This is a genomic window from Novipirellula galeiformis, from assembly GCF_007860095.1.
In the GTDB taxonomy this organism is placed as follows: domain Bacteria; phylum Planctomycetota; class Planctomycetia; order Pirellulales; family Pirellulaceae; genus Novipirellula; species Novipirellula galeiformis.
Genome location: NZ_SJPT01000004.1, coordinates 826671 through 834372, shown reverse-complemented (window position 1 = coordinate 834372; position 7702 = coordinate 826671). Strand labels below are relative to the sequence as shown.

Below are 7702 nucleotides of genomic sequence, written 5' to 3'. Positions count from 1 at the left end.
TTGCCAGAGCGTGGCGTAAGCACAGACCGGCCCACCTTCTGGCGAAGGTAGCTACGCTCGCCAGAGCGTGGCGTAAACACAGACCGATCCACCTTCGAGCGAAGGTAGCTACGCTTGCCAGAGCGTGGCGTAAGCACAGACCGGCCCACCTTCTGGCGAAGGTAGCTACGCTCGCCAGAGCGTGGCGTAAACACAGACCGATCCACCTTCGAGCGAAGGTAGCTACGCTTGCCAGAGCGTGGCGTAAGCACAGACCGGCCCACCTTCTGGCGGAGGTAGCTACGCTCGTCAGAGCGTGGCGTAAGCACAGACCGGTCCACCTTCTGGCGAAGGTAGCTACGCTCGCCAGAGCGTGGCGTAAACACAGACCGATCCACCTTCTGGCGAAGGTAGCTACGCTCGCCAGAGCGTGGCGTAAACACAGACCGGTCCACCTTCTGGCGGAGGTAGCTACGCTCGCCAGAGCGTGGCGTGAGCACAGACCGGTCCACCTTCTGGCGAAGGTAGCTACGCCTAAAAACCGCTTCCCAAATTTCTTTTCAGAGTTCCTTGTAGATGTTTCTCAGGCGTGGGGTTTAAGGCTGTGAACCCTCCTCATTGAAACTTCCTTGGGACTAGTCATGAAGCGTCTGTCGTTGCTCATTGTTTTCTGTGCTTTGGCTTTGTTGCTAAACGATTCACTTGCCAACGCGCAGCCTCCGGGTGCTCGTTTTGGCCAAGGAGGTGGACCGGGCGGACGCGGACAAGGGATGGGTGGCCCCAACTCGCAAGGCCGCGGTCAGCAAACACCACCACTCCTTCGCATCTTTGATGCCGATGGTGATGGCGAACTGTCGGCGATGGAGATCGACGCGGCAACCGTTGCCTTGCGAAAGCTTGATCAAAACCGCGATGGAAAGCTGACGGCCGAAGAATTGCGTCCAAGCGGGGCGGGCCAGCAACCGAATCGGCAAGGGCAAAGTCGCGGAGGCCCCCGTGGTGCGATGCAGGGTGGCGGGCGACCTGGTGGAGGCGGACCATCTGGGGGCGGGCCATCCGGGGGCGAACGTCCCGGCGGTGGTGGTGGTCGCGGCGGCGATCCTGCGCAAGCTGATGCTGAATTTGCCGAGCAACTCATGGCCTTTGACGAGGACCAGGACGGCTCGCTCGACAAGTCCGAATTGCCCGAGCATATGCAGAAAGCCTTTGCCATCGCCGACGCCAACAAAGATGGCAAGCTTGACCGCGCCGAGCGACTTGTATTGGCGTCGCAGTTTCGACGCAACCAACTGAATCCGACTGGCGACGCTCCGCTGAACAAGCCGACTCAAGGCCGACGCCCGTAGCGACGAGGTTCCATTCCGTATTCCCAGCCAGCAAAAAATCAACCGACTAAAACGAAGAGCCATCCATGAAACGTTCCATCATTCAAGTCCTGTACAGCTTCGCGACTTGTATAGCCATCGTGCTGATTTCGGGTACGTTGCAAGCACAGCCTCCGCAGGACCCAAGGCAAGAAGGCCAAGAGTTTGGCCAAGGTCCACGTGGTAGTGGACAACGTGGTTATGGACCGGGACAACGTCGCCCCGGTCTGGGGCGTAGACAAGGTGGCCAGCGTGGCGGTCAGGCGTCGCGGGGCGGCGGGCCTCGCGATCGCGTTCGTCCGCGTGACATCGAGTTTCAAGAGAAGTTTCCTATCGGAACCGAAATCCCTGCCGACCTGAAGGTCTACAACGTTGATCGGGAGCTAGTGCCCGTTAAAAGCGTCATGCAGTCGAAGTACACCGTGATCGTCGGTGGCTGTTTGACATGTCCCGCGTACCGAAGTTCCTACCCCGAGATTGAAGCGGTCGCTCGCGACTTCAAGGATCGAGGCGTTGACTTCTACTTCCTGTACCAGTCTCTGGCTCACCCAGAGAATTGGGGATTCGTGCAGCCGTCATCGATCGAGGACCGATTCGCTCAAGTCGATCATGCCAAGGAACTCCTGCGAACGCAAATCCCCTGGTTGACTGATCCGATGGACAACCAAATGAAAACTTATTTTATGGGGACTCCGAATTCACAGTTTGTGTTCGACTCGTCGGGCAAAGTGGTTCATCGTGATTCATGGGGCCGCGGCTCAAGCCTTCGTGAGTCGTTGGAGAGTCTGGTCGGCAAGCCGGAAACACTGACCACCGCCGTAGACTTGAACCTTCCTCGCTTCGAGCGTCACCTCACACCCGAAAGCGAAATGCTCTTGGAACGAGTTAGCGTGGAAGGGAAAGCGGTCCCGTTGCGAGTCGAGTCGGGCGGGAAAAGCAATCCCGTCTCTGCCTTGCGATCCATCGAATTCAATCAGTCCAACCGCTATGTGAAACTGCGTCCCGAGGCGGACCAACAATTGATCGAGACCAGATCAGGTAAGCTGTATCTGGGCTTTCGCCAAGACCCGGTGCTGGGAGCAAGTTGGAACAACCTGGCCAGTCCACCGGAGTACAAGATTGTTGCTGAAGGGGCGACCGTTTCTCCGGCGACGGGGCATTCAAAGCGTTTGCAGGTCGAATCCGACAATGAGCCACGCGAGTTTCTGGTCGACGTGAAGGATTGGGACGCGGACAAACCGATCTCGGTAAAGATTCAGTACTTTGCGTGCAACAAAGAAAAGGGTTGGTGTAAGTCGGTACAACAAGAATTCACGGTCTGGCTGGATGAAGACAAATCGGCTGGCATGGTCAATGGACGCAGTCACTTTCCGGGCGGCGGGGGCGGTGCACGTCAGGGCGGTCAAGGCCGCCCCGGTGCAGGACAGAGGCCGGGCGGACGGTGAAAGCGTAGCGGACGTAGCTACGCTCGCCAGAGCGTGGATCACGAACAAAACCGGCCACCGTCGGGCGACGGTAGCTACGTTCGCCAGAGCGTGGATCACGAACAAGACCGGCCACCGTCGGGCGACGGTAGCTACGTTCGCCAGAGCGTGGATCGCGAACAAGACCATCCACCGTCGGGCGACGTAGCTACGCTCGCCAGAGCGTGGATCACGAACAAAACCGGCCACCGTCGGGCGACGGTAGCTACGCTCGCCAGAGCGTGGATCACGAACAAAACCGGCCACCGTCTGGCGACGGTAGCTACGTTCGCCAGAGCGTGGATCACGAACAAAACCGGCCACCGTCGGGCGACGTAGCTACGCTCGCCAGAGCGTGGATCACGAACAAAACCGGCCACCGTCGGGCGACGGTAGCTACGTTCGCCAGAGCGTGGATCGCGAACAAGACCGGCCACCGTCGGGCGACGGTAGCTACGCGACCACGAAACGTGGATAATTCGAATTTCACTCAGACAAACGACCGGACCCCGACCACTGCCATAATCCAATGCCCAGCAACGAAAAAAAGCATCTTCCGCGACTGGGGCCGGAGTACTATCACGGCCATGCCTACGTCCATTGGACGATGACAATTCAAGGCCGCAAGACAGGCTGGCTGCGACCGGTGTTCCTCTATAAGTTTCGGGAATTGCTCACCCATACAGCATTTCGCTACGCGTTCACATGTCCGATTTTCTGTTTGATGCCCGACCATCTGCACACGGTCTGGATTGGCATTGATGAGCGGTCGGATCAATTGAAGGCATCCAAGTACTTTCGCAAACATGTCAATGAAGCACTTAGCAAGATTGGATTCCGCTTCCAACATCAGCCTCATGATCGAGTGCTTCGTGACGACGAACGGAAAGACTCAGCATTCACCGATCTCGTCGATTACATCGCTCGCAATCCTGAACGGGCTGAATTAGTGACACCGAATGGTTTTCGTCAGTACAAGTACACAGGATGCCTCGTGCCGGGGTATCCCGAATTGAGTTTGTGGCAGGAAGACTTTTGGCCGCGATTTTGGAAGACGCATTCATTCCTGCAAAAGAACGGACTGTTTCGGGCAATGAATGAAAAAATGAATGATGGATAAATGGTCGTCCATCCACCGTCTGGCGACGGTAGCTACGTTCGCTAGCACGTGGATCACGAACAAGACCATCCACCGTCGGGCGACGGTAGCTACGCTCTCTAACGCGTGGATCACGAACAAAACCGGCCACCGTCTGGCGACGGTAGCTACGCTCGCCAGAGTGTGGATCACGAACAAAACCGGCCACCGTCGGGCGACGGTAGCTACGTTCGCCAGAGCGTGGATCACGAACAAGACCATCCACCGTCGGGCGACGGTAGCTACGTTTGCTAGCGCGTGGATCACGAACAAAACCGGCCACCGTCGGGCGACGGTAGCTACGCTCGCCAGAGCGTGGATCACGAACAAGACCGGCCACCGTCTGGCGACGGTAGCTACGTTCGCCAGAGCGTGGATCGCGAACAAGACCGGCCACCGTCTGGCGACGGTAGCTACGTTCGCCAGAGCGTGGATCACGAACAAGACCATCCACCGTCGGGCGACGGTAGCTACGATCGCATCAACCGCTCCAACTCAACGCCTCAATACTTCCCTTTACTTTGACACCGTATGCAACTTCCTGATTCAATCGACGACGACACTTATGCAACGGTCGATATCCTCGCCAGCGATTTCGTGGCACGCTATCGCAACGGTGATCGACCGACCGTCGAAGAATACGCGCTTCGCCATCCCGATTTGAGCGAGCCAATCCGACGCGTCTTTCCGTTGGTGCTTTCGGTCGAAAAGGTTAAAGTGGATCAGCAATCCGAAAGCGACGGAAGTGCGACCCTTGCCGGGCGAGTACTGAAAAGACTCGGTGATTTTCAGCTCGTGCGAGAAATCGGGCGCGGCGGTATGGGGATCGTTTACGAAGCGAAACAAGAGTCGCTCGGACGCCGTGTCGCGATCAAGGTTCTGCCAAAGCAGTCTTTACTGGATGACGATGCGTTACAGAGTTTTAGACGCGAAGCCAGCACTGCGGCGGCGATGCACCACTCGAACATCGTGCCGATCTTCGGAACAGGCCAGTGCGATGGAACGCATTATCTGGTGATGCAACTGATTCGAGGCAAGTCGCTTGATCGTCTCATCTTCCCCATCGATGCGCTCGCTAGAGCGGGTGGTCCACCGTCTGGCGACGGTAGCTACGCTCGCCAGAGCGTGGATTGCACACAACCGAAACCACCGTCGGGCGACGGTAGCTACGCTCGCCAGGACGTGGATTGCACACAACCAAAACCACCGTCGGGCGACGGTAGCTACGCTCGCCAGAACGTGGATTGCACACAACCAAAACCACCGTCGGGCGACGGTAGCTACGCTCGCCAGAGCGTGGATTGCGAACAAAACCGGCCACCGTCGGGCGACGGTAGCTACGCTCGCCAGAGCGTGGATTGCACACAACCAAAACCACCGTCGGGCGACGGTAGCTACGCTCGCCAGAGCGTGGATTGCGCACAACCGGATCCACCGTCTGGCGACGGTAGCTACGAAGCGGGGGACGAAACGCAAATCCAAACATTCGATTGTCGCACCGCAGCGGAAATCGCCGTCCAGATCTCTGACGGACTGGCTTACGCTCATGCCAACGGCGTACTCCATCGTGACGTGAAACCCGCCAATATCCTTATCGACGAAGAGGGCGTCGCGCAACTGACCGACTTCGGAATTGCGCGGAACACGCGAGACGATCCAACCATGACGCAAGCACTCAGCGGGAGCCCTCGCTACATGGCACCGGAACGTTTTCAAGGACAATCCGATGAGCGGTCCGACGTGTACGGTGTTGGTTTGACACTCTACGAAATGTTGGCCGGCACCCCCGCTTTCAAAGACCTAACGCCGCATCAACTGCCGGAGGCCGTGAGGCTTCATTTCATCAAGCCGTTGAGGGATGTTCGCGCCGACGTTCCCACGGACTTGCGGACGATTGTCGCCAAAGCGATCAATCCTGAGCCGGCACATCGATATCAATCCGCGGCCGATTTGCGAGATGACCTGAATCGTTTCTTGAAAGACGAGCCTATTCTTGCGCGACGCACCACGGCGCTACAAAGACTTGTTCGTTGGTGTCGTCGCAACCCAAAACTGGCTGGCGTCACCGGCATCGCCATCGTGTCGATGCTGGCCGCAACCGTCGCATCCTCGGTCGGGTTTGCGATGATATCTGCCGCCAACCAGCGGACCAGCGAGGCACTCGCACAATCCGAACAAACCGTCGATCTCGCACTGCAATCGCTCGACGGCGTTGTGGACGCTGTTTCCATTCCGGCATCCGCAATGGGGGATATCGATACGGGAGAAATGGATTCGACACAATTTCTGCTGAACCCATCACCGCATGCCGCAAGCGTGTTGGAAAACATCCAGCCACTGTACAAACGGCTTGCTAACCAAGCACCAACTCGGCCCGACATTGTTCGGCAAATGATTGAAGCGAGCCTTCGGTTGTCCCAGATTCAACAACAACTCGGCCAGACCGACGCTGCGATTTCAACACTCAACCAAAGTATTGAACTTTTGCAGACACGCAGCGACTTGGCTGGTTTACCCACCCATGAGAAACGAAGTCTCATTACGCGTTTGTACAACGAGCTTGGCAAAGTCTACGCATTGAAATTGGACTACACGAAGTCGGACGAAGCCTACGCAATGGCAATCCAGTCCGGCGAAGCTGTCGCCGATCCGGACGATCGGCTGAAACTGCAGCTAGCGCATGCGTTTGTTTCTCTAGGTGATCCGCCTCCCCAGCGTCGCCGCGACCAAACCGGATCGCCGGTGGAATCGCAAATCGCCCGTGAGCGATTGTCGACCGCCAAGTCGCTACTGAGCGATTTGGATCCCTCGGTACATGACGCGAGTGACGTTGCCGTGTTGCGAGCGCGGATTCATCTTGCCGATTCACGTCGAGCAAAGCGGCCCGCGGTTCGACAGTCCGAGCTCTTATCCGCCACCGAAATCCTGCGTGAACGACTGTCTCGAACACCAGACGATTCCCCCGTTCGATTTGCCTTGGTCGAAGTACTCGCCAGCGTAAATCTGCGACGACAGTTCGGTTCGGAACGATTGGCCAACAAAGCGGACGAGCGACTTCACGAAGCGCTCGCCGAATTACAACCGCTCCGGTCCACCAATCCCAAGACACAACTGTTCGCCGTCTCCGAAGTGCACATTCTGCACAAGCTATCGAGCCTCGCTCGTTCGCGCGGCGACTTCGCCCTCGGACTGGAACGCCTCGAAAAGGCCATTGCCATCCAGTCGTCTTTGGTCGATGCATCGCCGGGCAGCATGCCCCATCGATGCTGGCGAGCGTTGCTGTACCGAAGTCACGCCGAAGTTCACCGACGGCAAGGCGACACAGAAGCAGAACGTGTAGCAATCTCCAACGCGGTTGCCGACTTGGACGCGATCGAGCCTGAGACAAAGGAACATCCGTTTGCCGTTCAGACTCAGCAAATCATTCAAAAGCTGGTCACCGAAGGAAAAGGCAACACATCCGAAACGGACACTCGGTAGGGGAAGGAGGATTTTATCGGTTGGGACTCTGCGAACGGTTCCGTTGATAGCAACGCTCAACCGTGAGGCGTTCAAGGACAGACGCACGCGGCCCAGGCGGTGGCGGTCAGGGACCGCGCCAATCCGGCAACGTACCGCTTGGGGGGAGCGGACGATTTTTGACGTAAAGCGGGTCATCGACGATCTCGTGGGAAATCGGCGATCTAATGGAAACGTGTTCGTTGAGCGTGTTGAGCACTTCGCTTAGCTCTCGCCCGCAATCGGTGCGGCAAGTCGTT

At 57.6% G+C, this 7702-nt stretch carries 6 protein-coding genes; all 6 read left to right on the top strand.

Going from position 1 to position 7702, the window contains the following annotated elements; all coding sequences use genetic code 11:
* Window positions 1-620 precede the first annotated feature (620 nt).
* The 6 genes from Pla52o_RS13950 to Pla52o_RS13930 all read left to right on the top strand — a co-directional run bounded on the left by Pla52o_RS13950 (window position 621) and on the right by Pla52o_RS13930 (window position 7424).
* Window positions 621-1325: a hypothetical protein gene (locus Pla52o_RS13950; protein ID WP_146595199.1), complete on the top strand. Its 705-nt coding sequence runs from the start codon at window positions 621-623 to the stop codon at window positions 1323-1325.
* A gap of 65 nt (window positions 1326-1390) precedes the next feature.
* Window positions 1391-2788 carry a TlpA family protein disulfide reductase gene (locus Pla52o_RS13945; protein WP_146595198.1) on the top strand — a complete coding sequence of 466 codons (1398 nt, stop codon included), beginning with the start codon at window positions 1391-1393 and terminating at the stop codon, window positions 2786-2788.
* A gap of 547 nt (window positions 2789-3335) precedes the next feature.
* Window positions 3336-3926 (top strand): hypothetical protein, encoded by a 591-nt coding sequence (locus Pla52o_RS13940; RefSeq protein ID WP_146595197.1) that lies wholly within the window; start codon window positions 3336-3338, stop codon window positions 3924-3926.
* Window positions 3927-4031: 105 nt separating this feature from the next.
* Window positions 4032-4199, top strand: coding sequence for a hypothetical protein (locus tag Pla52o_RS26915; protein WP_197169229.1), 168 nt, complete (start codon window positions 4032-4034; stop codon window positions 4197-4199).
* Between the two features lie 3 nt (window positions 4200-4202).
* Window positions 4203-4469, top strand: a complete 267-nt coding sequence (locus tag Pla52o_RS13935; RefSeq protein WP_146595196.1) for a hypothetical protein — start codon at window positions 4203-4205, stop codon at window positions 4467-4469.
* 6 nt (window positions 4470-4475) lie between these two features.
* A complete protein-coding gene (locus Pla52o_RS13930; RefSeq protein ID WP_146595195.1) occupies window positions 4476-7424 on the top strand; it encodes a serine/threonine-protein kinase in 2949 nt (982 codons plus the stop codon).
* The last annotated feature ends 278 nt before the right edge of the window (window positions 7425-7702 follow it).